Origin of the sequence: Oceanirhabdus seepicola (genome assembly GCF_023684385.1) — a bacterium.
Taxonomy (GTDB): domain Bacteria; phylum Bacillota; class Clostridia; order Clostridiales; family Clostridiaceae; genus Oceanirhabdus; species Oceanirhabdus seepicola.
On the sequence record NZ_JAGSOJ010000003.1, the window covers coordinates 487083 to 512338 of the forward strand.

Sequence of the window (25256 nt, forward strand, 5' to 3'; positions counted from 1 at the left end):
AGGTATTTAAAAATGAAGCGAATATTAAATGAAATTGCTATGTGTATCGTAGAAATGGATGAAATTAGAATAGAAGAGTGCGTTAAAGAAGCTATAGAAGAAAATATTCCTGTTGAAGATATATATATGAATGGTTTAAATGAGGGAATGAAGAGAGTAGTTCAATTATATGAAGAAGGAAAATATTATGTACCAGAGACTATTGTATGTGCAGATACTTTATACAAGGGAATAAATGTTTTAAAACAATCAACAACAGTTGAAATTAAGAAAAAAGGAAAAGTATTAATCGCTGTTGTAAAAGGCGATACTCATGATATTGGTAAAAACATAGTAGCGATAATGCTAGAAGCAGCAGGATATGAAGTAATTGATTTAGGATATAACGTAGAATTAGATTTTATTATTGAAAAAGCCATTGAAGAAAAAGTAGATATCATTGCCTTATCATCAATGATGACAACAACTATGAAGGGTATGAAGCCCCTTATTAAAAAAATAAAAAACAGGAAATTAGAGAAAAGACCATTGGTAATTATTGGTGGAGCGCCGGTATCTAAGAGGTATGCAGATGAAATAAATGCTGATGGATACTCTGAAAATGCACCAGAAGCAGTAAGTTTAGTAAACAAACTGCTAAGTGAGGTGATGTAAATGAGATTTGTAGATTATATAAATAGTGAAGAAAGAGGTTTTTTTCTGCCGGATATGGGCACTAATGGCTTGTTTTTAACTGGATATAGTGCATATGAAGTTTACACTAATCCTCAAAAGCAAGTTGAAGTTGCAAAGAAAATGAATGAAATTTTTGAATCTGATTTTATTTATGGACTATGTGATGGGGTTATTTGTAGTGAAGCATTAGGATTGGATATTTTAAAACCTGATTATGATTTTCCAAGTGTTTTAAAACATCCTGTAAAAAATAGAGAAATTCTAAGAAGTATGAAGGTACCAGATCCTTATAAGAATGAGAGAATGTCAACTAATTTAGAGTCCTTAAGATTGATTAAGGAAAATATTGATAAGCATTTATATGTTTCCATACAAGGTCCTTTTACATTAGCAGTCCAATTAGCAGGAGCTACTGATTTGTTAAGAAATATAATTAAAGATCCAGAGTTTGTTGAGGAATTGGTTGAGTTTACAACGGAAGTTGTATTGAGATATGTTAAAGCATTAAATGAAGTTGGAGCACAATACATATCTATTGCTGAACCATCAGCTGTAATGCTAAATGGTGAGAGATTTGATAGATTTGTTAAGAATTATATTAATAAAATTTATGATGAATTAACATGTTGGAAAGGTCTTCATATTTGTGGAGATACAAGAAAAATTTTAGATAATATGTTGAGTTGTCATATTGATGCTATAAGTTTAGACCAGATATTAGACTATAATGAAATTGCACCGATGATACCTGAAGATATAGTTCTTATTGGTAATATAGATCCAATTGAAGTTTTAGGATATATGAACAAAGAGCAGGTGGCAGAAGCATCATTGAAGCTTGTATCTGATATGAGAAAATATTCGAATTATCTTTGTGCGTTTGGATGTAATTGTTTAAATGATACACCAATAGAAAATTTGCAAACTGCAATGAGGATAGGAAGAATGAGTTATGAAGAACTTGATAATAGATAGTAAGCAGATTTTAAGATTTTTAGGATATGGAGAAAGAGAACCACATGAAAAAATTATTAAAATGGTTCAAGAAGAGATTGACAAGAGCGATACTTATTGGGAGTCACAATTTTATAGTAAAATAATTAAAGTTATAAGTGTAGACGGAAAAAAGATTATCTTAGAAAATCAAATAATTCTTGAGGATGATTTCCTATTTAATCAATTAAAAGAGTGTACTGCTGTTGGAGTAAATATAGTTACATTAGGAAATAAAATTGGAAAAGTAATTAAAGAATACATGGTAAAACGTGAAGTAATGAGATCTTTAATTTGCGATAAAATTGCTGTTGTTGCATTAGATTGTATTGTAGACGAAAAGAGAAGAGAATTACTAGAAGAACTTAGAAAAGATAATTTGAATATTACCTGTGAAGTATTTCCAGGTGAAAGTGCTTGGGATGTTGAGAACTTAAAAACATTATTTTCAGTCTTTAACAAGGAAGAGATTAATGTAAGTTTAAATGAATATTGTATGATGGAACCAATAAAATCAACTGCATTTATTTGGGGAATTGGAAGAGGAAAAGCAATGGATTGTGGTCATAGATGCAGTAGATGTAGCAATCCATGTTCATTTAGAGAAGGAAGCTGGTAAGAGGCTTCTGCTTGTCTTGAAAAATTTTTGCCGATGGAATATAATCAATGTAGAAATATTTAAGTGTTTATTTAATTATTACCATACATTTGTAATAAAATGTTGAAGGGAGAATAAAATGTTTGATTCGAACTATAGGACTACAAATAAAACAGCTTGGCAAGGAAGAATTGATAGCGAAACAGATTTTGATACTTTTAGGTGGCATCAATGGGTTGAAAATATTGATTTAAATAAAGATGATTTAGAGCCCTTTACTGGTAAACTAGGATTCGCATTTATAGGTTTTTGTTGTGATGAAGGTGTTAAGCGTAATAAAGGTAGAACGGGCGCTGCAAGAGGTCCAAGAAGTATTAGAAAGGAATTAGCTAATCTACCTTGCCGTTTTACTCAAGATGTTAAGCTCTTTGATGCAGGAAATATATTTTGTGAAAATATAACTTTAGAAGAAAGTCAAGAATTGCTTTCACGTGCAATAGATAAGATCATAAGTTTAAATCTTTTCCCAATAGTTTTAGGTGGTGGTCATGAAGTAGCTTTTGGACACTATAATGGTATATTAAAACATTTCTCTAAAAATAATACTAAACCTAATATTGGTATAATAAACTTTGATGCTCATTTTGATCTTAGGCCTTATCCAAATGGTGGTACATCTGGAACAATGTTTAGACAAATTGCAGATATTTGTAATGAAGAAAATCTAAATTATTCATATTTTGCCCTTGGAATTCAAAAGCACCGTAACACTGTTAATTTATTTAAAACTGCAAATGAACTTGGTGCAAAGTATATTGTAGCAAAAGATATTGTAGATAGTGATATCTGGGGATTATTGGAGAAGTTAGATGATTTCATAAAACTTCAAGATCATATTTATGTAACAATATGTACAGATGTATTTTCTTCAGCATATGCACCAGGTGTAAGTGCGACGCAACCTTTAGGGTTAGAGCCAGAAAGAGTATTAAAATTTCTTAAATATATATTAAAATCTAATAAAGTAATAAGTTTTGATATTGCTGAAGTTTCACCAAGGTTCGATCAGGATAATACTACATCCAATTTAGCTTCAGTATTGATTTTCACTGTAATTGAAACTCTTTGCAAAATCCATAACTTAGCGTTATTAGATTAAATAGTTTGATACTTACTTAATGATTTATTAAAAATGTAAAAGAATATGATGATTTGCGTTTACATATGAATGTGTGATTTAAAATCAAAAGAAGCTTGTATTGGAATTAATTACTTCCTTTACAAGCTTTTAATAATTTACAGGCTTGATTTAGAACAGTTTAGAGGAAGTTATCAAAAAAACAAATTTTGATTCCTACAAGGAGGATGATTATATGTTATACTAAAGGTGACAAAATATCTTAAGAGGTGTTTTAATGAAATTATCAACAAAAGTAAAAAAAATCACTACTCTAACTTCAGTGGTGTACATCCTTTTAGTTATAATTATATTAGGAAGTTTTATTTTTCATATGTCATATATAAAATTTAACGAAGAGGCTGAACTTCTTAGAGAAGCGTATTATAATGAACAAAAAGAAGTGATGAAAAATCAAGTATATGGAGTATATGAGTATATTGAGTATCATAAGTCTAAAACTGAAGAAAAATTAAAAAAAGAAATTAAAGGTAGAGTTTATGCAGGAATAACCATTGTGGAAAGTATCTATGAAAACAATAAGGATAAAACAGAAGTAGAAATTGAAAAATTGATTAAAGATGCATTAAGAAATGTTAGATTTAATAATGGTAGTGGGTACTATTTTGCAAATAGATTAGACGGTACGAGTATCCTAAATTCAATTAGTCCTAATACGGAAGGGCATAATTTACTAAAATTTAAAAATAGTGATGGTGTCTATGTTGTGAAGGATATAATCGAATTTGTAAAAAATAATGAAGAAGGTTTTTATGAATACTCATGGACTAAGCCGTATTTAACAGGGAATAAATATAGAAAAATTTCTTTTGTTAAATATTTTGAACCTCTAGACATGTATATTGGAACAGGTCTTTATATTGATGATGTAGAAGAAAAGGTTAAAAATGAAGTGTTAGATAGAATCTCTCAGATAAGATATAGAAATGATGGATATATATTTGTAACGACTTATGAGGGGACAGCTTTGGTATTTGCACAAGAAGAACTTATAGGTAAGGATGTTAGCAATATCAAAGATATCAATGGTGTTGAAATACACAATGAAGAGAAAAAAGTAATAAATACTTCTGGTGAGGGATTTGTTGAATATGTTTGGCCAAAACCTAATAAAGAAGGGGTTTATCCTAAAATCACTTTTGTAAAAGGAATTGATGATTGGAAATGGATTTTAGGTACAGGGAAATATACTGATGAAATAGAAGAGACTATTGAAATGAAGAAATTACATTTAATGAAAGAAATTAAGTATGCTATATTTAAAATTACAGCAATTGTTATATTAATTGGAGTGATTGTTACAGTTTGTCAATTATATTTACTAAAATGGACACAACATGCTATGAAAGAGGAAGAAAAAATATATGAAATTTTAACGAATCTTTCGGAAGATGGAATATTTATTCTAGAACCAAATGGTAAAATTCTTGAATCTAATGATAAGGGTTTATTATTGATTTCCTGTTCAAAATTAGAAGTATTTAAGTTGAATTTTAATAGTTTAATAATTGATCCGTTATTTAAAAATAGAATTATTGAAATCAGTAAGGAAACCTATTTGAAAGATAAAAACAACAAAATTATGCCTGTAGAGCTTCACGTAAAAAGTATAGAAATAAATAGAAAAAGAAGATTTATTGCATATGTAAGAGATTTAACTGAAAGAAAGCTTTATGAAGATACATTAAAACATAATGCTATAACAGATGAACTTACAAGTGTATATAACAGAAGATTTATAATTACTCAATTAAAATCTGAAATTAAAATTGTAGAACAAATGGGAAATTCAACTTCCATAGTACTATTAGATATAGACAAGTTTAAAATCCTAAATGATACTTATGGTCATATCTTTGGTGATAAAGTATTAAAGGGATTATGTAAAATGTTTAAAGATAATTTAAGAAGCACAGATTTTATTGGTAGATACGGAGGGGAAGAATTTATAATTATTCTTCCTGATACAGAGAAAATTTTAGCTTTAAAAATAATAGAACGTATAAAAGAATACTTTAGTAATATAAAATGGATGGAAGATGAAAATCTTAGTATAACTTTTAGTGCTGGTATAGTGGAAATTGATAGTAGTACTATTAGTAAAAATGTAACGGATTGTATAGAAGAAGTAGACAAGTTACTATATAAGGCGAAGGAAAATGGTAGAAATAGAATAGAGATTAATTAAAGTACGGCTTGCCGTACTTTTTTTGTTTTTAAAATTTGATGAATATATATGCAAGGAAAAATGAAATAAAATGCATAAAAATGCATATTTATTTAAGCTTTTAAAATAAGTTTAAATAAATTTAAAAGTGTCAATATAGGGTAAAACGAGGTGTAGACGCGGCTTGAGTGACCAATATGTTTCTTTGAATTAATTTCCAATAAAAAAACACTTGCATAAATATGCGTATATTGTGTATAATCATTTACAGAAGAACAAAACACAAAGGAGGAAATGAAATGAAAGGAATTTATGCAAAGTTATTAAGTTTAGTACTTGTTGGAATGGTAATGTTGACTTTATCATCATGTGGTAAAGAGGTAAGTGTTGAGGGAATAAATAAAAAAGGTAAATTAGTATTAGGAACCAGTGCTGATTATGCACCATATGAATTTCATAAAGAGATAGATGGTAAGGATACAATAGTAGGTTTTGATATTGATATTGCAAAAGCAATTGCAGAGGATTTAGGTGTAGAACTTGAAATTAAAGATATGAGTTTTGATGGGTTATTAGAAGCATTAGTTACTGGTAAAATTGATTTTATAATAGCAGGAATGACGCCTACACCAGAGAGAGCAGAGAATGTTGATTTTTCAAAGATATATTACACAGCTGTAAACAATATTTTAATTAATAAAGAAAATATGGACAAGATATCGAACTTAGAAGATTTAAAAGGCAAAAAAATTGGAGTACAAAAAGGATCTGTACAAGAAGCGTTAGTTACTGAACAAATTAAAGAAGCTGAACTTAAGAGTTTAGGAAAAATTACAGATTTAATTCTTGAATTAAAGTACGGAAAAGTAGATGCTATAGTTATAGAGAATCCTGTGGCTGAAGCCTATGTTGAGAAGAATCAAGAGTTAATGATTACAGATATAAATTTAGATGTTAATTCAGAAGAGATAGGCTCAGCAGTTGCTGCATCAAAAGGAAATGAAGAACTTATAGAAGCAATTAATAAGACAATAGATAAACTAATTGAAGAAGGAAAGATTGATGAATTTATTGTTAATGCAAATAGTCTGCTTGAAGAATAGGAGGGAGTAAATTGGATTTTAGTTTCTTACCAAAGTATTATACCTTCTTTTTAGAAGGCGCAAAAAACACATTAATTATTGCATTATTTACAGTATTATTTGGAACAGCTTTAGGACTAGTATTAAGTTTAATGAAAGTATCTTCAAAGAAGATTTTAAAATATTTATCTACAGCTTATATAGAGTTTGTTAGAGGAACACCAATACTTGTTCAATTATATATTGTTTATTATGGACTTCCAGCTATAGGGATTGAGTTACCAGATATTTTAGCTGGGATAGTCACTCTTTCCTTAAACAGTGGTGCATATGTTGCTGAGGTAGTAAGAGCGGGAATTAATGCAGTTGATAAAGGTCAAATGGAGGCTGCTAGAAGTTTAGGGATGTCCAATTCCCTAACTATGAAGCACATAATTATACCACAAGCCTTTAAAAATATACTTCCTGCACTAGGGAATGAATTTATAACTATAATCAAGGAATCATCAATAGTTTCTGTAATAGGAATACATGAACTTATGTATAAGGCGAATACTGTTAGAGGTAATATATTCAGACCTTTTGAACCTTTAATAATTGTTGCTCTAATGTATTTTGTACTTACATTTACATGTTCTAAGTTGTTAGGAATAGCTGAAGGGAGGTTAAAAAGAGTTGATTCACATTAGTAATCTTCATAAAAAGTTTGGAAAAAATCATGTGTTAAAAGGAATAAATAATCAAATTAAAAAAGGAGAAGTTGTAGTAGTAATAGGGCCATCAGGTTCTGGGAAAAGTACATTTTTAAGATGTTTGAATCTATTAGAAGAACCTACAGATGGAAGTATACAATTTCAAGGAACAAATATCATTGATAGTAAGTCGAATATAAACAATGTAAGAGAAAAGATGGGGATGGTTTTTCAACAGTTTAATTTATTTCCTCACAAAACAGTATTAGAGAATATAACAATAGCACCAATAAAGGTAAAAGGAGTAAATACGGAGGAAGCAGAAAAATTAGCATATAAACTTCTTAACAAAGTAGGGCTAGAAAATAAAGCCAAAGCATATCCATCTTCACTTTCAGGGGGACAAAAACAGCGTGTTGCAATAGCTAGAGCATTAGCTATGGAGCCCGAAGTAATGCTCTTTGACGAGCCAACATCAGCACTAGATCCTGAAATGGTGGGAGAGGTACTAGTTGTTATGAAAGAATTAGCTGCTGAAGGAATGACCATGGTAATTGTTACTCATGAAATGGGATTTGCTAGAGAAGTAGGGGATAGGGTAATTTTCATGGATCAGGGAAATATTATAGAAGAATCTAAGCCAGAAGATATTTTTAATAATCCAAAACATAATAGAACAAAGGAATTTTTGAATAAGGTATTGTAGCAAGCTTTAAAGAATAATCTTTTAAAGCTTGCTTTTTTATTCTTAAAAGATTAAATAGCTCATTTTCTTTTATGAACTGTTCTTGAGCAACAAGCAGTGGATTAATATGGTAGTATAAATATAGAGAAAAATTTAATTACATGGGGGATTTTTTATGGATAGAATATTTGAGAAAGAAATTATGGAAGTATTATATAAGTTTCAAAAGGGCTATACAGAAAGAAATTTAGAGAATGTAGATGCTTATACAGAGGAGTTGTTTACAAAAGACGCTGATTTAAGAGTTATGGGAACAAGTCCAGGAGAAATATGTTTAGGTTTTGAGGAGACTAAAGAATTAATTGAAGGTGATTGGAAATACTGGGGGGACGTAAGTTGTGATTTAAACAATCCAATTATAATGAATTTAAATGAAGATATTGCTCTTATAGCATTAAAAGGAAGTGTAAAGATAGATTTTAAGTTTGATTCTGAAAAATTGGAGTCGCAAAAAGAGTTCATTTTCGAACAAATTGATTTTGAAAATCTAGATTCAAGTGAATTAAAAAATAAGACTGTATTACTTAATTGGATGTTAACACAATGGGGTATTGGTTACTCAGAAAAAAATGAACAGTTTATACCATTGAGAGTTACAGGTTTACTAAAAAAACATGAAGGTAAGTGGAAGTTTAAACAGATGAAATTTTCAGTATCATCTCTTAATGTTCCAGATTATTTATTTGACAGAAGTGCAGATGACTCAAAAGCAAAAGAACAGTTAAAAAATTTTCAACAAAATTGCTATGGAGAGACTGCTGAAATTAAAGGTTTATTAAGTACATTACAAAATCATTGGAATGAAAATGATTTTAATGGAACTGATATGTTTAATAAGATATTTGATAAAGATAACTCATTGTTAATTTGTCCAGATGGTAATATTGTTACCCAAAAGGAAGAATTCATAGACAAGTTAAATAATATGAAAGGTGTATGGAATGAAATAAATTTAGATACAGAGTCTTCTGTTATAAACACTGAAAATAATACAGGGTGGGCATTAACATTAGGAACGGTCAAAACCAAAATTTCTAGAGAAAAATTACTTCAATCTTTGTTAAATGAAAGCAAAAATATTTTAGAGAGTAAAGGTGATGTTAAACAAAAGCATTTAACTATTTTACGTCATATCTCATCTGTATTTATGATAGAGAATTTAGGTGAAGATTTTGAAATTCCAGTAAGAATTGAGACGGTTTTTTCTAAGGATAATTCATGGAAAATTAAGTATATCCAAATATCATATGGGTATGAATGGATTTATGAACATAGAACTGAAAAATTGAATTTATGGGGAAAGTAATGGAAATACAACACACTAAAATTACTTGATAAATGTATATTATAAACACTATGAATATTTTCTAATAATCATGGTGTTTTTATTGTAGTGTTCCTGTTGGAGTTTGTAGATTAATATGGTAAAAATGTATAATAATTAGTATAATGAGTGTTAGACAATCAGTATTGGTTTACATACAAAACGTGAGGATGAACTTACATAAAAAAATGTGATAGGAGATGATGATAAAAAGTTACAGATAAATTATACATTACTATAAAAATTGTTATGGAGGAGTATATGAAAAACAGAGGGAAATACTATTTAATTGGGTTAGTTTTGATTTTAATTGCAGGGATAACTATAGTGTTTATGTTAAATAATACTAAAGCTCAGAAAGCTGATGACATAAGTTCAAATAATGTGAGTGAAAATACTGAAGATATTATTGAGCTTAAACCAATAGTACAATCAGTTAATGGGATAAATGTTTTTGTAGACCCAAGAATTGAGTTGCTTGCAGCAGTGCAACTTATAAGTGATTATGATAAAATAACAGGTTTAATTACGAGAAAGGAATTTCAATATAAAAAGGATATGAAGGATTACTTTTCTAAGTTTTCAAGTCACGAGGCTGTAAAACTGTTTAATAAGATGAGTAAAAATGGATTTAACTACGATGCACCTCCAACAGCTATGCTTTATTTATCAAATCCTTTAAATGTAAGTAAAAAACAGGATTTTGACGATTACATAATTAAAAGAGCTGGAGGATTTAAAAACTTAGAAAATTTTTATTTAGCATTAAGTAAATTTGCCGGAGACACAAATTTTAATGAATTTTATGAAAGCCATACAGATTTTTATAAAAAAGTGGTAGAAGAAAATGCAAAAGCAGTTAAAGAAGGAGATTACATAAAAGATATAGAAGACTATTACGGTATGAAGCAAAACAGCTATAATATAATATTATCTCCGCTATTTCATCCTGGTGGGTTCGGTCCAAGAGTGAGAAATGAAGAGGGAAGTTATGATATTTATAGTATTCAAGGTCCAAGTTCTACAGAGAAGAATATACCTATGTTTGGAAATGTAAAAAGTTTTAAATACCTAGCATGGCATGAATTTAGCCACTCCTTTGTAAATCCTACAACTGAAGAAAATTTAGATGAGATTAATAAATATAGTAAGTTATATACTCCTTTAGCAAAGGCAATGAACTCACAAGCTTATAATACCTGGGAAACATGCGTAAATGAACATATTGTTAGAGCAGTTACTTCACGTTTATCATATCTAAATGAAGGTGAAAAATCATATAATAAAGCTATCAACTATGAAAAAAGCAATGATTTTTACTATGTGGAAGCTTTATGTGAAAAGCTTGAGGAGTATGAAAATAATAGAGATAAATATAAATCATTCACAGAATTTTATCCAGAACTGGTAGCCGTTTTTAAAGAATTTAGTGAGCAAGATTTAGGAAAAGATTTCTATAAAGTTAATTTTATAGGACCAATTAATAAGGTATATACAATGGGTAAGAGTCTAACTATTATAATTCCTACAAATGAGGAAGATGAAAAGATAGAAAAAGACATAGAAAAAATTGCTAATAAATTTTTTGGAGAGAATGCTAAGATTATAACAGATAAGGAAGCCTTGGATAAAGATTTAAGTGAAGAGAATATCGTGGTTTATGGAACAGTAGAGGGAAATCTATGGCTTGAAAAATATTCTGATGACTTTCCATTCAAAATAGAAGAGGATAAAATTACAGCTGATAAGGTATATGAAGGTGGTAATTTAAGATTTATTACTTGTATGCCTAATCCTTTTAATCAAAACAATGGTATGGTAATTTATACAGCTCAAAAGGGTGAAGACGTAATAAACATAAATTCAGTTTTTCATGGTCCTACTGATTATATTATTGCAAAAGGAAAAAAAGAGCTTAACTCTGATTATTATATAAAAGACAATGCTATATGGGAATTTGAATAATATATTGAATTTTCAGGGGTATAAGGTCATTTGATAAATTGGTATAATTTCCCAGGAAATAAAATGAATATTTCTTATGCAGAAGATGCTAAAAAGAAAGTAACATTAAAACTCTTAAGACGGCAAACAGAGTGAAAACAATATTTTGTGACTTTGACAACAAAAACAAGGTAGTCCCTTCTGACTACCTTGTTTTTTAATTTATTGATATTGTTCTTTAAATAAAACATGATCTTTTGTTCATACTCTGTATTTATTATTAAAAAGGTAAACCTATAAAGCAAAATCTAATAATATCAACTAAACCATGTGCTATCATAGCTGATGTTAAATCTCTCTTTTTTTGAAGAAGTGCAAAAGGTAAACCAAAAAGCAAGGATAGCATAATTGTAACTATTATTCCTGAAATAGCTCCATTATTCATGAATATCTCTGGTGTATGTATCATAGCATGTGGAACAACCATCATAAAATAGCACCAAAATTTTTCGGTTTTCGTATTAATATTACCTTTAAGGAGATATATACAAAGAGCATAAATAAAAAATCTGAAGCAGATTTCTTCAAAAATAGCTGGGTTTAAAGCAGTTAAAAAGCAGGATAGATTAATATTTAGGGATAATTTCTGTCCACTTGTGAATAAATTTATAGTTCCCAAGGTGGTTCCTACTAATATAGCTATAATTATGCTTACAATAATACTATATATTTTTTTCGATTTGACTATGGGAATGGCATAGTTCGGATGATTAATAAAAATGCTAAAAGTAGCTAGCGAACAGATTGTGGTTGAGAAAAATGCTTTAAATGAAGAAAATGAAAATCCTTCATAAGCAACAAACATAAGAGCACCTAATATCAGAGAGGAAATAATATTGTTCTTGTTAGGAAACTTGTTTTTTATAAGGATAATAATTGCAAATATTATTACGAAAAAATTAAATGAAATCCACATTCTTTGTGTATATCCTATATTTCCGAAGACCGGTATCATAAAATTTACTACAAATACTAATATGAATACTGAAAAAGCAAAGTAAATTCTCTTTAGATAAATTGATTTTTTCATAAATTCCCTCCAGACAATAAATTACTTAACAATATCTAATAATTGTTAGTTGGTTTATTAATTAATTATACGATAAAATTTCTATAATTGTAATAAATTTCATTATATATAAACGAATTTAATGAATATTGGCAATGTTTTTATATCTGAAATGTATGTAATAAATTAACTTCTTCCATCGTTGCCGTGTATTAGTGTTATAGCATCCGTTAAAAGGATATTCATACTGATAAGTTTTGGTGAGATGAGTTTTAATATGATTCATATGACAGTTTAATAGTGAAAATGTGGTTTAAATACATTAATTATTATAATGTAGAAAAATAATGGTAGTATATTTACAATAGACAAATTTTACTAAGTTGAATTAAAAGCTTAGTTCATATAAAAGAGAAGGGCTTATAAAAATAATCTGTAAAAAAATTTTGTTATAGAGATTCCAGTATAAAACTAAATTTATACATACTCAAAACTCATAGAAACACTGCGATTTTGAGATATGTATAAATAAAGTTTTAAATCGGATTCTCAATATGGAGGAGTTTATGAAAAATAGAAAGAAATATTATTTAATTGGTTTAGTTTTTATTTTAAGTATAGGAGTAACTACAATATTTTTTAGAAATAATACTAAAATAGAAAAAGAAGTTAGTGTAAATTCAGAGGGTATTATTGTACTTAAACCAATTGTACAAGAAGTTAAGGGAATAAACATTTCCATAGACCCCAGGATTGAATTACTATCTGCAGTACAACTTATAAGTGATTATGATGTAAGGTATGGTTTAATTACAAAAGAAGAATTTAAATACAAAAAAGATATGGAGGATTATTTCTCGAAGTATTCAGATCATGAGGTTGTAAAACTATTTAACGGAATGACTAATTTTGGATTCACTTTTGGTGAGCCTCCAGAAGCTATGCTGCATTTATCTAATCCTATGGTGATTGGTAAAGAGTCAGATTTTGAGGATTCTATTATTGGAAGCGCTGGAGGAGATGAAAACTTAGAAAAATTTATTTCAGAACTGAATAAATTCGCAGTAGATACAAAATTTAATGAATTTTATGAGAAAAATAAAGGCTTTTATAATGAAGTAGTAGAAAAAACTGCAATGTTAGTGAATCAGGGAGATTACATAAAAGATATAGAAAATTATTATGGAATGAAACAAAAAAGCTATAATATAATATTAGCTCCTATATTTCATCATGGTGGATTTGGGCTAAATGTAAAAAATGAAGATGCATATGATATTTATAGTATTCAAGGACCAAGGGTTACAGAAAAAAGCATGCCAGTATTTGGAGATACTGAATATATTAGATATATTGTTTGGCACGAATTTAGTCATTCTTTTATAAAACATGTTTTCAAAGATAATTTAAGTGAAATTAATGACTATAGTAAATTATATACACCAATATCAAAGTCAATGAATAAGCAATCTTATGGTAATTGGGAAAGCTGTGTAAATGAACATGTGGTTAGAGCAGTTACTACACGTCTTGCATATCTAAATGAAGGAAAAGAAGCATATGATAAAGCTCTTAATAAGGAAAAAGGTATGGAATTCTTATATGTGGAAGCACTATGTGAGAAACTTCAGGAGTATGAAAATAATAGAGATAGATATAAATCATTCGAAGAATTTTACCCAGAACTGATAAAAGTCTTTAAAGAATTAAGTGAACAGGACTTAGGAAAAGACTTTTATAGTTTTACAGGAAATATTTATAAGTTGTTTTGGATGGATGAGAATATAACTATTATATTACCTACTAATGAAGAAGATCAAAAGATACAAAATAACATTGTAAAAGATGTTAATAGCTTTTTTGAGAAATATAAGGATAAGCTTGGAGAGCAAGCTGAGATTATAACAGATAAAGAGGCTTTAGAGAAAGACTTAAGTGATAAGAATCTTATAGTCTTTGGAACCCTAGAGGGAAATCTATGGCTCAAGAGATATTCTAAGGCTTTTCCTTTCAAAATAGAAGAGGATAAAATAACAGCAGACAAGGTTTATAAAGGTAATAACGTAAGATTTATTACAAGTATGCCTAATCCTATAAATAAAAATAAGGGTATGATAATTTATACAGCACAAAAGGCAAAATCTATAATTGGAATTAATTCAGTTTTTATTGGTCCTATAGATTTCGTTATTGCTGAAGATACAAAAGAGATTAATTCAGGTTATTACATAAAAGAGAATGGTATATGGAGATTTGAATAGTATATTTAATCTTGTAAAGCATGGGGGGAGCTAGTAGCTCCCTTTTATTAATGTTAAGAATTACCCATAATGATACCTTTAATTTTATTGTAAGCATAATCTAGCGTTGAATCTAAATTATTGTTATTTTTTCCTCCACCTTGAGCTGAGAAGTCACTTCCTCCACCGTTGCCGTCTATTAGTGTTATAGCATCCTTTAAAAGGATATTCATACTGATGATTTTCAACCCTTTTGTACATGAGAAGATTAGCTGAGCTTTGTCTTCAGATTTTACTCCAAATAAAACTATAACATTTGGAAAGCTTGTTAACTTTGATGCTAAAAGATTAACGTGTTTTATATCTATCGTATCATGTACTAACTTAATAACGCTTATATCTTTAATTTTTTCACATGAATTAACCATATTTTGGACTTCGTAGTCAGCAATCTCTGATTTTAATGAATTCCTTTCAGAAAGGGCTTTTTTAAGTTCTTTTTTTAGCTTTTCCACTTCAAGTAGAACATTACTATCAGTGCACGATAAAAGTTTTGATATCTTTTCCATAGAGTCAAATTTTTCTATGTAGTTAGAAACTGCTTTTGAACCGCAAAGGAAGTGAATTCTCGTACCAATACCTTGGTTTTCATATTTAATAACTTTAAGTGTCTGTAATTCAATTGTTGAATTAGGTAGTATTCCCGTACATGGAATTGCAAAAACATCTCCAACTTTCACAATTCTTATTTTCCCACCAGCTTTTTTATCAATGTTTTTCAGTTTTAATTTCTTTAGTTCAGCTTTTGTAGGATATAATGTATCTACCTTGATATTATCAAAAATTAAGTTATTGGCCATTTCTTCAACTTTCTTAATTTCAGTACTTTCAATTATTCTATCAACATCAATATATGAATGTTCATCTCCCAGATTAACTTTAACTGTATTTGCATTGAATAACTCAAATAAATATGCTGATATTATATATTGGGCAAGATGTTTTTGCATATAGTCAAACTTTTTCGACCAATCTATGTTACATTTAACTTTGTGTATTTTCATAGGCTTTACTTCAACTACATGATACACTTTTTCATCCGCTTCATATACTGAAAGTACTGGAGTTCCGCTTATGGATCCAGTATCACCAGGATGTTCTTCCCCTTGTGGGTAGAAATAAGTTTCGTCAAGTTCAACGTGAAATTTATTATCTTTTTCAAGTACATTTATTATTTCAGCAGTAAATTCTTTTTTATATGGATTATCATAATAAGACTTTTGCAATATGTACAACTCCTTTTATAGTAACGATTTCAATTATATTTTTCATTTATATAATATATTATAACTTAATTAGTGGAAATATCCTATGTGAATGTTGCAGTTGTTTGTATTCATCATTCTTCAATAGATTATATTTTTCTAGAGTAGGATAAATTATATAATCAGACAAGTAAGTAAAGTTAAACAATATTTAAAATACATATAAAAGTATCATATTAGTTCACAATGTTCTTATAGTGTGTCATAATTGATATATAATAGTTACATTTAATTTCTATAATTGAAAGGTGAATCAATACATTGGAGGAGTTAATCCTAAGTAAAATTTAGAAGTGGAGGCGTGAATTATGAGCAAAGTAGTTGTTGCACCTTATGACTCAAACTGGGCTAAGGAGTTTCTTCGATTAAAGAACTTCTTTAGTGAAGTACTTCGAGGAAGTGATGTGAGAATTGAACATGTAGGGAGCACTTCTGTGCAAGATCTCGCAGCAAAACCGATACTGGATATTGATATCATTGTTAAAAATAGAATGATGTTGCATGAAGTGATTTCTCATTTGAGTAAAGCAGGATATGAGCATATAGGCGATATGGGGATTAAAGGAAGAGAAGCTTTTAAAAATAATAATGCATCTCACAGTATAGATTGGATGAAGCACCATCTATATGTGTGTATTGAAGGTGCTGAAAGTTTGAAAAATCATTTATTATTAAGAGATTATCTCAAAAATAATGTGGAGGCCGTAAAAGAATATAGCTTATTAAAGTATAAATTAGCCAAGAAGTATCCTGAGGATATAAATGCTTATGTTGAAGGGAAGACCGCACTTATTACATCATTCTTAGCAAAAGCAGGAATGAATAATGATGAATTAGAACGAATTACAGCTGCAAACAAAGATTTATCCTAGTTTAGGAACACATATGAGATGTGAAGGAGTTTAGAAATAATAACAAATTATTGTACAGATAGAGCAGCATTAATTGACTGCTCTTTTTATAGAGTAATTTAGTGAAATATGTTAAAATGTATAAGCATAGTACAATAATGGATAATATATTCATATTGTGCAACAGTTAAATAATTTAATATAATATAAGCTAATATATTTGAAGTGTGAATCAAAGAGTGAATAGTTAAAGTAACATAGTATTAAAAATTACGTACTAAATAAGATTAAGCTAAACAGAAATATAAAATATTAATGATAAAGGGGGGTATAGACAGTGATAAAAATAATTTATAAAGTTGAGGAAGTAATTGATTTTGCATGGGAATTAAGTCAGAATAATTTATATGCTAGTTATCCAAGAAAAGAATCAATAAAAGCGATTAAAGATGATATTGAAAAAGCTATCAATGAAGACAATAAGAATATAGTAGCTTGCTACCATCAAAATGTATTATGTGGAGTTTGTATTTATCAGTGGGAATGTGATGAAAACTATGCGCAAACAACAGAATTTTTAATAAGAGAAGATTATGACCAAATTGCCGAAGAAATGATTGATTACATAAGTAAGCAATTAGCTGGATATGAATTATTTATAGGTGTACCATTTTCTAACGAAAATGCAAACCAATATTTTAAGAAGAAGAATATAGAATGTAACGAATCTAGTATTGTTACAAATTTATATAATTTAAAATCCCATTCGAATCAAAAGCATGATTACGTAGATAAAATTACTAAAGCTAATTTTGAAGAATATGCTATATTTCATGACAAATATGCTATTCCTTTAGAAATGTATTATAATAGCAAAAATTTAAAAAAGGATATGGATCGCTTTCGAGTATTTGTTTTTAGGCAAGAGAAAGGGATACATGCAAGCATTTTTGTTAAGGCTAACAAAGACTTATCAGATGTTGTCGGTTTATTTGTTGATAAAGAATATAGAAATAATGGTATTGAAAGTATGTTAATTAATGAAATGTTAATGCAATTATATAATGAATTTGGTGCAATAAAGGAAATTTTATTTTTTATTGATGAAGATTGTACTGATGAATTAAATTTAGCTTTGACTGCTGGTTTTGAGATTAAAGAAAAATATAGATGTTATAAATGTATACTTTAGTTCGCTAAATTATTATTTTATAAAAGCTCATAATATTCTTAAATCATGATGCAAAAGGTAAAAATGAAAAAAGTAGTTAAGACATAATAAAAGAGTATTACGAATTACCAACACATTAGACACATAAAAGAGTATAAATAGAAAGGGGGATAGATTTAGTGAGGGTTTGGTACTTATAATACTCTCTCTCACTAAAGATAATATATGATAGATATTGGACAAAAAATCACTTTAACTATTAGTAAATCTAGAAAGAGAATTAATGGGAAAGTAATATATAAAAATAAATTTTATTTTATTGTACAAGATATAAATACCAACGAAAAGGAGTCGTTTCATTGGAATGACATAAAAACAAAAGCTATAGAGATTATAGAAGGGTAATATATTATTTTAATCAAAAAAAGACAAGGTTAATCCTCGTTTTTTTAAGGAATTAGATAAATTCTAATTTGTAGAGTTGAAGTAACATGACTTTAGATTCAGTTATGTGGTATATTTCTTATTTTATTCATCGAATAAAATAAGTGATTGATGCACAAATCAAAGAATTGTACAGATAGAGCAGCAGTAATTGGCTGTTCTTTTTTATAGAGTGTTATAACATAATATGTTAAAATATACAAGAAGAATGTAATTATGGAAAAAATACCAATAATGTGAGCTAAATGGAATGGTGTAATCAATTTGAATTGTGTACTAACAAACATAAATGTATTAAAACATAATCGTATTATATTACAAATTTATAGGAGTGTGATTATGAATGAATGAAAAAAGACCTTTTATAATAATATTCATTGGAGGTATAAACATTTTAATTGCTTTGATATCAATAATATTATTATCAATAGAATCATTATTTCCATTTTTTTTAGAACGCCATAATTTTTATACTATACCATTGCCTATTTTATCAAATCACATAATACATATATTATTTTCTATAATTTTACTAATAGCATCTTATGGTTTCTTAAAGCTTAAAAAATGGGGTTATTGGATAACTATAACTTATAGTGTATTTTTCCTATTAGTATATATTATTGGGTATCTACAAAATAAATATCTACTTCTTTCTACAAACTTTATACTGACATTTATAGAATTAATATTTATTTTGTCAACAAAAAAACACTTTTATGGGGAGAATATTTCTTCATAATATTCTTATTTAATGCATCAAATAAAATAATTGATTGATGCAAGATTACTAAGTAGTGTACAACAAGAGCAACGTTAATTGACTGCTCTTTTTTATACAGTGAATTGGGGGAATCTTATAAACAATAGAATAATGTATAATATAACTCATTTTGTGCAGTAAATAAAGTGGTTAAATATGGTATGATATCTTTGGGATGTGTAGCAAGATAATTACAACGTACTAGTATATAATTATAAGTTAGATAAATAGGAATTTGTAGATAAGATATCTATATTATTTTTTAGGAGGTAACATGAAAAAATATATAATTATTGCAGGTGTACCACGTGCTGGTAAAAGCATAATTTCACAAATGATATCTAAAAAATTTGGATACCAACATATTAGCATGGACTCGATTATTGCAGGAATTGAAAAAACTTTTCCTGAAACAGGAATTGATTCAGATGCTAATACACAACCATATGATAACCTTGTTAATATAAGTGCAAAAATGGCACCATTTATTCGTGCAATGATGGATAGTGGTGAATATGATGAGCTTGATTATGGAGTGGTAATTGATATTTATCAACTTTTACCCAAAGATTTCGTTCAGCATATAGATAGTTCTATTTGTGATATTTATTACTTTATAACATCAGAGGTTACAGCTTAAGAAAGATATGAAATATTAAAATCATACGATACACCAAATGATTACACATATTACTTATCTGATAAAGAAAACATGGAAAATTGTATTTCAATTGTGGAAATAAGTAAATTGTTAAAAGAACAATGCTTAAAATTTGACTTGCCTTATTTTGAAACATCAAATAATAGGAAGAATGTGATTAGCTCTTTCGTAAAATCTTTGAACGAATAAATGTAACTATCAATATTTGTAAATAACTGGCTTAACGTTGTGAATTTACGCTTTGAGGTCTACGTAGCTACCCATGATTATCTCTAAAATAAAAGCTATGTATATTTCAGGTATATGGAAATTTGAAATGAAGGTGATATTTGATGGAAAGCAATAAATATAACAAAAGTTTACATAATGCTATATTTATAAGTTTAATTATAGCAATAAATTACATACTTTTTTTCAGTACAAGCTATCTTTACAAAAAATATATTTATGAGACTCAAATAGTATATAAATTTAATTCGATATTATTACTTTCAGCTAAGATCTTATTCGTTCAACTAATGTTTAATATGGCTCCTGCACTGCTTTATTGCAAGAAAATAAAAAGACAAAATATTATTAAAGTTCTTAGACTAAACCTAATTTCTAAAAAACAGTTATTATATAGTACTATAATTTTTGTTTTGTATAATATCATTTCAGCAATACTTATTATTTTACAAGAGGATATTTTAGAATTGTTTAATGTAAGTTTTGTTATGGAACAACCTATTGCAGTAAATACATTCGCAACTATAATGTTTGTTTTAGTAGGTGGTTTCATATGCCCAATTTCAGAAGAATTCTTTTTTAGAGGATTATTAATAAGAGGTATGGAGAAGATAGGAATCAAGTTTGGGATTTTTATTTCAGCTTTTTATTTCGCTATTTATCATAATAATCCATATAGATTAATAACATTATTACTTTTTGGGGTTTTGATAGGGTATATAGTTCATTATACAAATTCTATATTACCAGGTATATTATTTCATATATTGACTAATAGTATATTCGTTATTTCTACGTATATCTTAGGGCCAGAGAATTATAACAAAATATATAGCAATGTATCTATTACTAGAGTAAATATATTGGAAAACAATTATGTGTTAATGATTATATTGGTTATAGTTTCTTTGATATGCTTTACTTGTTTTAAGAAACTAAAGAGTTTAAGTGTGCCTAAAGAGTCTACCTTAGATAGTGTGGACAATAAAGCTAATATAAAAGGTAAAATATATATTGTAACCTCTGTAATTTTTGTTACTCTATTATTTATTGCTATTATTCGTTAATTATGATTGAGTATAGAACAAGGGGGGATCCTAGTGGTGATGCGATAAATAGCAAACTCAACACCTTATTTTGATAATCCACAAAGGGCATTTAGACTATACCTCTACTCGCAATCTTAAAAAATAGTAGTGTTCTTTACATTGTACTACAAGAGCAGCATTAATTGGCTGCTCTTTTTCATAGAGTAAGTTAGAAAAATATGTTAAAATATATACTAAGTAATACAATAATGGATAATATATTCATATTGTGATGTAACTAAAATAAAAAATACAAATATATATTGGAGGCAAAATGGAGTTTGTTGCATTTTTTATAACTTTTAATGTTTTTTACGCTATCTTTAATTATATAATTAAAAAAACTGATTTTCATAACAAATTGCAATGTAAATATGAAAATAATAAATATTATAGACTAATTTCAATTGCAATAATTATTTTATTTACATTTTCTTTTGATTATGGGATAAGATTGTTAAATACCAGATATGACTATATTATCTATATAAACTGTATTATATGGGGATTTATGGGTTCTTTCTATATAACCTTCGGGAGTACTATATTTATAAGGAGTAAGTCGTAATATAACTCTACTATGAGAGAAGAGAATAACAAAATTTGAAGTTAAAGAAACACCTAGTAAAGCACAATTGTAGGACATTACATATTAAGGATAAAGAGGGAGGGATACTATATGATTGTTACACCAAATTATCATTTTAATGGTAATTGTGAAGAAGCCTTAAAGTTATATCAAAAAGCATTTAATGGGAAACTACTTATGCTTATGCACTATAGGGATGCTAATCCAAAAGACATGTGTATTGAGGGGTTATCAGATAGGGAGAAAAACTATGTATACCATGCAGAAATGTTTATAGGAATTCAACGTTTTATGTTTTCTGATACTACAGATGAAATTACTAAAGGTCAGAGCATTTCAATTGCTATTACCTTTGACTGCTCAAGTGATGTTAAAAATGCTTACAATATACTAATTGATGGTGGTAGAGTTATTCATCCATTACAAGAAACTACATACAGCAGTTGCTTTGCATCTTTAGTAGATAAATTTGGCATGAGATGGGAACTAATGACAGAGAATAAATGCTAACTTCTATCCCTATGCTAAGAAAGCAGACTTAGATGAGGAAATTGAAAACAATGGGCAGCAGGAGATAGATTTTCCAATAACACTTACTGGTAAAGTAGAAGACTCAGAAATCAATGGAGTAGTTGGAGAGTCTAATAATTTAATTAAAGTCCATACAAGTTCAGGAAATTTAACAATTAATAAAAGATAAGGGTTATGCAAAATCACTCTTCTTATGAAGTGTGATTTTCTTCATTTTAATCAAAGCATATGTGAATATAAGTTAATATTAGGTAATAAATAGTTATAATTATTTTATACCTTGATACATTACTCATTTATGAATATAATTTTTGTAAACACTCACTTGAAAAAATTAACTTAAATGGAGATGAGATTAAATGATAAAAAATAAATTTCGTATTATTTCTGCATGGGAAAATGTTGATAAATTTATTGAAGAGGCAAAATCAGCAAAAGATAAGGATATTGATTCTTTATGGGACAAGTATTTAATAGAACCATATTGGAGCAAAGTCATTGAATGGGCTCCAGAAGGTTTTGAAGGTAGGAAACCCAAGCCAATGAAAGATTTGATAACTTTAAAAGAACAGTTAGATATTATAAAAAATTCAGATATTATCAATTTACTTGAAAAGGAATTAGTTAGAATATGGACTTGCCTTCCTAAAAATGATGAAGACATAATTACAATAGCTTTATATCCATTAAGTCCTGAAAATACAATTGCTGCTGAAAGGCAGAATGGCGTTGTAGGAAGTTTGGAATTTGGTAACATCTTGATTAACATAAATCCATTAGCAAAGGATTGGATAAGATGGGTTTCTTATGTTGCAGCTCATGAATATCATCACAGCGTGTGGGGGCATAATAACATTGTTTTAAAAGGAAAATATCGTGGCGATTTACTAACTAAGTTGCTAAACGAAGGACAAGCTGATGCATTTGCCAAAATGCTATATGAAGATTTGAAACCATGCTGGATAAATCCTATATCAAAGCAACAGGAAATGGAAATGTGGAAAGTAATGAAAAACCATCTGAAAAGTTGTGACTCTGCAGTAAAAAATAAACTAATATTCGGAGATGAGCAAAACGGCATTCCATGGTGTATTGGGTATCTAATAGGTAACAATATCATTGCGCAATTTTTTGAAAAGAATCCGCATACTACCTTTATGGAATTGATAAATATAGATTCAGAATATATATTGTCAGAAAGCGGATATGATAATTATATACACTCACCAAGTTAGCATAACTTCATCATCATCCTCACCGTAATATGCATACTCATTTATTTCAAAAGTATAATTAAATTTACTCATAATTATGTTTTGAGTGTTTAACAAAAATAGGGACAGTCCGTTAAAGGAGATAAATACAATAAAACCTAGTAAAAATTGCTTAAGAGTAACTTTGTTTAACCTAAATAATTTGCGGAAATTAACTTTCTTGAGCCTTGAGAAAACTATGCACGGAGTATAATTAAAGAGTAATTGGTTTGTAATTATTATTAAGAAAAACAAAAAAGTTAAACCTATATTTTGTGAGCCTGTAATATTGAAATTCTCTAAGAAATAATCTTGTATACCCCATACTACATAAGCTAAGACAAAGATTATACCAATAAATGCAACAGATGATTTTGTAAATCTATAATAAAAGAATTATAGCATATAGTAGTAATATTGTATATATAAGTAAAAATGCTATATGCATATATTAGTGAGTATTTACAATCATACTTTGAAATTAAGGAGGACATATTTTGAAGATAACAGTTATAACTTAAATTGACATCAGTTCCCTTTTTAATAAGATAAGTTAAAATTTTAAATACATTTGAGAAGAATGAATATAAAAGAATAGAATCGACAAATAGAGTAAAGGATACATCAATAATCTGCAAAATTTGTAATAAATACACTTTTCCTTTTATGAAATTTGTATTATAATAGTATATATAATTTCACAGTATGAAGTGGGGGGAGTAAAATGGATAAAGCTACGAAGTGTATAGTGATAATTAAAGACGATTTTAAGAATGTATTCATTGTACAAAAAAAGGGGAAACGTACAGAACCTAAAATGTGGCAACTTTTAGAAGTTGAAGTTAAAGGTAAATCAACTGAAGATAAATGTATTGAAAAAATGATAAAAAAGAATATAAGTTCAATACTCTTTAATAAAACAGCTATCAAGGATTATGTTCTTGATGAGGAAACAGGTGATATTTTAAGAATATACTCTGGTCAGCTGAAAGAAAGAATATCTCTACATAAAGATTTTGTAAAGACTACATGGATAGGGGAAAACAAATTAGATGAACTAGACTTCATTCCTGAGCATAAGGAGATTTTGAAAGATTATTTTAAATCTGAAGTTTAAAATAATTATATAATCACATAGTATATAAGAGTTATTACAAGGTAGATTTTAAAGTATCTTGTAATAACTCTTTTTTAAATAGTTAATTATATGCTTGTAATTAGATAGTTTTTCTGTTAAACTACTAATAATTTTAAAATTTAAAAGCGATTATCAATGTGATACAGAGGCCGCGGTTATTAACAGTACTATTTTTTTATAGGAAAGGGATAACCGCCGAAGTGCAGAGAAGTTTAAATGCATTGGGGCTATGTTGAATAAACATAGTACTGTCTTTAGTTAATGGCCCGATTTTCTAAAGGAGTGCTGTTTCATGTTGGGGCAAGAGGTATGTTTTTTGAATTTAATAGTCTTTTAAGCATGCATTTCCTAATATATTTATATGCATAATAAAGAAATTATTATATAAAAAAGCAGTCATGAGTGCCTTTTGCTCATGACTGCTTTTTGTTTTATTTAAAAATAGATATTTATAAATATATCTGTATCTTAAGCTAAAAATAAAAGT

The 25256-nt window shown here is 28.1% G+C and carries 21 protein-coding genes and 1 riboswitch; of the genes, 19 read left to right on the forward strand and 2 right to left on the reverse strand.

The genetic code is table 11. The features are described from left to right. The first annotated feature begins 12 nt into the window (after positions 1–12). The 10 genes from KDK92_RS16035 to KDK92_RS16080 all read left to right on the forward strand — a co-directional run bounded on the left by KDK92_RS16035 (position 13) and on the right by KDK92_RS16080 (position 11439). Positions 13–654 (forward strand): cobalamin B12-binding domain-containing protein, encoded by a 642-nt coding sequence (locus KDK92_RS16035; RefSeq protein WP_250860353.1) that lies wholly within the window; start codon positions 13–15, stop codon positions 652–654. Then, positions 655–1650 (forward strand): uroporphyrinogen decarboxylase family protein, encoded by a 996-nt coding sequence (locus tag KDK92_RS16040; protein ID WP_250860354.1) that lies wholly within the window; start codon positions 655–657, stop codon positions 1648–1650. After that, entirely contained in the window at positions 1628–2287 is a 660-nt protein-coding gene (locus KDK92_RS16045; protein WP_250860355.1) for a hypothetical protein, read from the forward strand. The genes KDK92_RS16040 and KDK92_RS16045 overlap by 23 nt, the downstream gene beginning before the upstream one ends. Positions 2288–2405: 118 nt before the next feature. Beyond that, the gene (hutG, locus tag KDK92_RS16050; protein WP_250860356.1) at positions 2406–3425 is read left to right on the forward strand and encodes a formimidoylglutamase; all 1020 of its coding nucleotides are present in this window, start codon (positions 2406–2408) and stop codon (positions 3423–3425) included. A 256-nt stretch (positions 3426–3681) separates the two neighbouring features. Further along, the gene (locus tag KDK92_RS16055; protein ID WP_250860357.1) at positions 3682–5652 is read left to right on the forward strand and encodes a cache domain-containing protein; all 1971 of its coding nucleotides are present in this window, start codon (positions 3682–3684) and stop codon (positions 5650–5652) included. 278 nt (positions 5653–5930) lie between these two features. Further along, positions 5931–6734, forward strand: coding sequence for an ABC transporter substrate-binding protein (locus KDK92_RS16060; RefSeq protein ID WP_250860358.1), 804 nt, complete (start codon positions 5931–5933; stop codon positions 6732–6734). 11 nt (positions 6735–6745) lie between these two features. Then, positions 6746–7402, forward strand: coding sequence for an amino acid ABC transporter permease (locus KDK92_RS16065; protein WP_250860359.1), 657 nt, complete (start codon positions 6746–6748; stop codon positions 7400–7402). After that, the gene (locus tag KDK92_RS16070) at positions 7389–8111 is read left to right on the forward strand and encodes an amino acid ABC transporter ATP-binding protein (RefSeq protein WP_250860360.1); all 723 of its coding nucleotides are present in this window, start codon (positions 7389–7391) and stop codon (positions 8109–8111) included. Before KDK92_RS16065 ends, KDK92_RS16070 begins: the two co-directional genes overlap by 14 nt. 154 nt (positions 8112–8265) lie before the next feature. Next, a complete protein-coding gene (locus KDK92_RS16075) occupies positions 8266–9456 on the forward strand; it encodes a hypothetical protein (protein ID WP_250860361.1) in 1191 nt (396 codons plus the stop codon). Positions 9457–9735: 279 nt separating this feature from the next. After that, positions 9736–11439: a DUF4932 domain-containing protein gene (locus tag KDK92_RS16080; RefSeq protein WP_250860362.1), complete on the forward strand. Its 1704-nt coding sequence runs from the start codon at positions 9736–9738 to the stop codon at positions 11437–11439. A 259-nt stretch (positions 11440–11698) separates the two neighbouring features. Here the strand turns inward: KDK92_RS16080 and KDK92_RS16085 are convergent, their stop codons facing one another. Next, positions 11699–12508 (reverse strand): CPBP family glutamic-type intramembrane protease, encoded by an 810-nt coding sequence (locus KDK92_RS16085; protein WP_250860363.1) that lies wholly within the window; start codon positions 12506–12508, stop codon positions 11699–11701. Between the two features lie 545 nt (positions 12509–13053). Here KDK92_RS16085 and KDK92_RS16090 point away from each other — a divergent pair. After that, the gene (locus KDK92_RS16090) at positions 13054–14748 is read left to right on the forward strand and encodes a DUF4932 domain-containing protein (protein ID WP_250860364.1); all 1695 of its coding nucleotides are present in this window, start codon (positions 13054–13056) and stop codon (positions 14746–14748) included. A 53-nt stretch (positions 14749–14801) separates the two neighbouring features. Here the strand turns inward: KDK92_RS16090 and KDK92_RS16095 are convergent, their stop codons facing one another. Further along, positions 14802–16013 (reverse strand): alanyl-tRNA editing protein, encoded by a 1212-nt coding sequence (locus KDK92_RS16095; protein ID WP_250860365.1) that lies wholly within the window; start codon positions 16011–16013, stop codon positions 14802–14804. 347 nt (positions 16014–16360) lie between these two features. On the opposite strand from KDK92_RS16095, the gene KDK92_RS16100 reads away from it, so the two are divergent. From KDK92_RS16100 to KDK92_RS16135, 8 genes are all read left to right on the forward strand, one after another. Then, entirely contained in the window at positions 16361–16924 is a 564-nt protein-coding gene (locus tag KDK92_RS16100; protein WP_250860366.1) for a GrpB family protein, read from the forward strand. A 316-nt stretch (positions 16925–17240) separates the two neighbouring features. Further along, positions 17241–18095, forward strand: coding sequence for a hypothetical protein (locus KDK92_RS16105; RefSeq protein WP_250860367.1), 855 nt, complete (start codon positions 17241–17243; stop codon positions 18093–18095). Between the two features lie 204 nt (positions 18096–18299). Beyond that, entirely contained in the window at positions 18300–18479 is a 180-nt protein-coding gene (locus KDK92_RS16110; protein ID WP_250860368.1) for a Veg family protein, read from the forward strand. A 1076-nt stretch (positions 18480–19555) separates the two neighbouring features. Next, positions 19556–19921, forward strand: a complete 366-nt coding sequence (locus KDK92_RS16115) for a hypothetical protein (protein WP_250860369.1) — start codon at positions 19556–19558, stop codon at positions 19919–19921. Between the two features lie 539 nt (positions 19922–20460). Beyond that, entirely contained in the window at positions 20461–21237 is a 777-nt protein-coding gene (locus tag KDK92_RS16120; RefSeq protein WP_250860370.1) for a CPBP family intramembrane glutamic endopeptidase, read from the forward strand. 700 nt (positions 21238–21937) lie between these two features. Further along, entirely contained in the window at positions 21938–22357 is a 420-nt protein-coding gene (locus KDK92_RS16125; protein WP_250860371.1) for a VOC family protein, read from the forward strand. A gap of 380 nt (positions 22358–22737) precedes the next feature. Further along, the gene (locus KDK92_RS16130; protein WP_250860372.1) at positions 22738–23613 is read left to right on the forward strand and encodes a DUF2268 domain-containing putative Zn-dependent protease; all 876 of its coding nucleotides are present in this window, start codon (positions 22738–22740) and stop codon (positions 23611–23613) included. 742 nt (positions 23614–24355) lie between these two features. Further along, positions 24356–24748: a hypothetical protein gene (locus KDK92_RS16135; RefSeq protein ID WP_250860373.1), complete on the forward strand. Its 393-nt coding sequence runs from the start codon at positions 24356–24358 to the stop codon at positions 24746–24748. Between the two features lie 156 nt (positions 24749–24904). Further along, a riboswitch (Lysine riboswitch) is annotated at positions 24905–25065 on the forward strand. Positions 25066–25256: the final 191 nt, after the last annotated feature.

Excerpts from the sequence above, each read along its gene's own strand:
- hutG (WP_250860356.1), top strand. The coding sequence starts at position 2,406 with ATGTTTGATTCGAACTATAGGACTACAAATAAAACAGCTTGGCAAGGA.
- KDK92_RS16090 (WP_250860364.1), top strand. The coding sequence starts at position 13,054 with ATGAAAAATAGAAAGAAATATTATTTAATTGGTTTAGTTTTTATTTTA.
- KDK92_RS16045 (WP_250860355.1), top strand. The coding sequence starts at position 1,628 with ATGAAGAACTTGATAATAGATAGTAAGCAGATTTTAAGATTTTTAGGA.
- KDK92_RS16115 (WP_250860369.1), top strand. The coding sequence starts at position 19,556 with ATGAAAAAATATATAATTATTGCAGGTGTACCACGTGCTGGTAAAAGC.
- KDK92_RS16130 (WP_250860372.1), top strand. The coding sequence starts at position 22,738 with ATGATAAAAAATAAATTTCGTATTATTTCTGCATGGGAAAATGTTGAT.
- KDK92_RS16085 (WP_250860363.1), bottom strand. The coding sequence starts at position 12,508 with ATGAAAAAATCAATTTATCTAAAGAGAATTTACTTTGCTTTTTCAGTA.
- KDK92_RS16100 (WP_250860366.1), top strand. The coding sequence starts at position 16,361 with ATGAGCAAAGTAGTTGTTGCACCTTATGACTCAAACTGGGCTAAGGAG.
- KDK92_RS16075 (WP_250860361.1), top strand. The coding sequence starts at position 8,266 with ATGGATAGAATATTTGAGAAAGAAATTATGGAAGTATTATATAAGTTT.
- KDK92_RS16125 (WP_250860371.1), top strand. The coding sequence starts at position 21,938 with ATGATTGTTACACCAAATTATCATTTTAATGGTAATTGTGAAGAAGCC.
- KDK92_RS16040 (WP_250860354.1), top strand. The coding sequence starts at position 655 with ATGAGATTTGTAGATTATATAAATAGTGAAGAAAGAGGTTTTTTTCTG.
- KDK92_RS16080 (WP_250860362.1), top strand. The coding sequence starts at position 9,736 with ATGAAAAACAGAGGGAAATACTATTTAATTGGGTTAGTTTTGATTTTA.
- KDK92_RS16035 (WP_250860353.1), top strand. The coding sequence starts at position 13 with ATGAAGCGAATATTAAATGAAATTGCTATGTGTATCGTAGAAATGGAT.
- KDK92_RS16135 (WP_250860373.1), top strand. The coding sequence starts at position 24,356 with ATGGATAAAGCTACGAAGTGTATAGTGATAATTAAAGACGATTTTAAG.
- KDK92_RS16055 (WP_250860357.1), top strand. The coding sequence starts at position 3,682 with ATGAAATTATCAACAAAAGTAAAAAAAATCACTACTCTAACTTCAGTG.
- KDK92_RS16110 (WP_250860368.1), top strand. The coding sequence starts at position 18,300 with ATGATAGATATTGGACAAAAAATCACTTTAACTATTAGTAAATCTAGA.
- KDK92_RS16060 (WP_250860358.1), top strand. The coding sequence starts at position 5,931 with ATGAAAGGAATTTATGCAAAGTTATTAAGTTTAGTACTTGTTGGAATG.
- KDK92_RS16120 (WP_250860370.1), top strand. The coding sequence starts at position 20,461 with ATGTTTAATATGGCTCCTGCACTGCTTTATTGCAAGAAAATAAAAAGA.